The following is a 1,865-nucleotide window of genomic DNA, read 5'->3' as shown; positions in this document are numbered from 1 at the left end:
CTCGTATTTTGTTACTTATTATTTTTTAAATACCGTACAGTTTGTTCCCACTGTTTAAAAAAGAAGCTATTAACCTAGCCCAAATGTTATTACATGAATAAAAAAAGTAATTCCATATATCAAAAAAAAACACTCGACCATTTAGGTTAAGTGTTTTTCTATTTATTCCTGATCCTTCTTACCGATAACCCTAATTAACTCATCCATCTTTTCGTTTCTTTCCTGATCTAGTCTTGTCTTAGCATTAATAAATTTAATCACCTTAAAAACAAAGTAAACACTTAAAAAAAGAAGTCCGAGGTAAAATAAAATGGGTATAATTGCAATAATCCCCATTAAACTGCTAGCTGTATCCATAAGTTCCCCCTAATTGTAAAATATACTATTATTATACACCGATATATGGAAGAAATGAGAACAACATAAAAATCCCAATGTTTAGTGAGTGAAAGAATAATTGTTACTTGAATATATGGAAGATAACGAATTAATTAATAACCCTGTTAAGTTAAACAATGTTGAAGCAATCAATAAAAATAATGAGATTATCCTGCAAAGCAGACAAATTTTAAAAAAGAATAGTTCCATGTAAAAAGCACTCAGCCATTAAGCTTAAGTGCTTTTTTCTATTTACATACATCACTTTATCAAATTTTCACTTTCGTCGAAAATAAGCAATAACATGCTATTTGGAGCCTATGAGATAAAACCTAATCAATATGTTTATTACTTTTATTAAAATATACCCCAATAGTTTCTCCATTCATCCAGCTATAACTCCTGTTCAATCCTTTTCTTGCCTATTACTATATATCATATTGTGCCCTTTTATATTTTTATCATTTAAAAAGGGCAGTCTCTAAGTCTGCCCCTAAAATATATTACTATTAAAACATAATTGGTATAGACGCTCTATTATCAGCTTCTTATTACGTAATTGTTTCTAAATTGAAAAAAAACTTATTGAACGGTTTCTTCTTACTTTTAAGTGATTAATAAAAACGATGCTTGTTCTTACATTTACAACGCTTCTTGGGAACCCAAACTGTACTTGGATCATTATTCTCAAAGCATTTTTCTATAAAACAATTCATCCTAATACCCTCCTTAATATTGTATATGCATAGACTAAAAGAAGGTGTGGACAAGTATAGAAAAGCATTCAAAAATAATTAGGTTGTAAATACTTATTGAAATTTCAAAAGTGATTTATACTTTCTAATCATTATTAGGATTTTAATCTTTATTTATAGGTAATCTCAATTTTCATGTTTTTGGACAATATCTAACGTATGCGGGAGCAAACTAAAATCTCTCCAAGTTTTATGACCTGGAACAACGATTTTTGTATCTTTATATACGTTATATACGTTCATAGTGTTTGGCGATGCTTCCATGTTAGCTTCATCAATAATTCCAGGATTCTGCTATTCTAGAGCAAAAATCATATCACCAAATAACAAGTTATACTTTGGTAGCCATATTGTAATATTATCTAATGTATGGACCTCTCCTGGAAAAGACCTTAGCCGCCCCTGCCACACCGCCAATTCCAAGGGCAATCATCAGCCCGTTCTGACGCTGTTCTTCGGTTAGTTGGTTTCCRAACATGTCTTTAGCCTGTGACCGCTTCGCCTAGACCGTTAACTGCGGTGAGCCCGTACAGGCCGTTTTGTAGATGGCGCTGCCGCCTTTGATGGCCCGGCCGGCCCAGCCAACTACAGGGATAAATCCAGCGTCGGCCATGGCTCCGGCGGCGATTCGTTCGACTTCGGACAACTTGCGACCCGTTACTGGATCGACTCCGGTTGATGCCCTGATTGAATCATAATATCCCGTGAATTCCCCTGTAAAGGTTTTTGTCG

1 protein-coding gene and 1 pseudogene are annotated in these 1,865 nt (G+C 34.0%); both read right to left on the bottom strand.

All coding sequences use genetic code 11. The features are described 5' to 3' along the window. Positions 1–162: 162 nt before the first annotated feature. Positions 163–357 carry a hypothetical protein gene (locus AC1DUW_RS27435; RefSeq protein ID WP_477644002.1) on the bottom strand — a complete coding sequence of 65 codons (195 nt, stop codon included), beginning with the start codon at positions 355–357 and terminating at the stop codon, positions 163–165. Positions 358–1,524: 1,167 nt separating this feature from the next. Further along, a pseudogene (locus AC1DUW_RS27430) lies at positions 1,525–1,865 on the bottom strand (pre-toxin TG domain-containing protein); the annotation flags it as partial.

This window comes from Peribacillus sp. P4_C12 (assembly GCF_056402095.1).
This window is presented reverse-complemented; position numbering and strand designations above follow the sequence as displayed.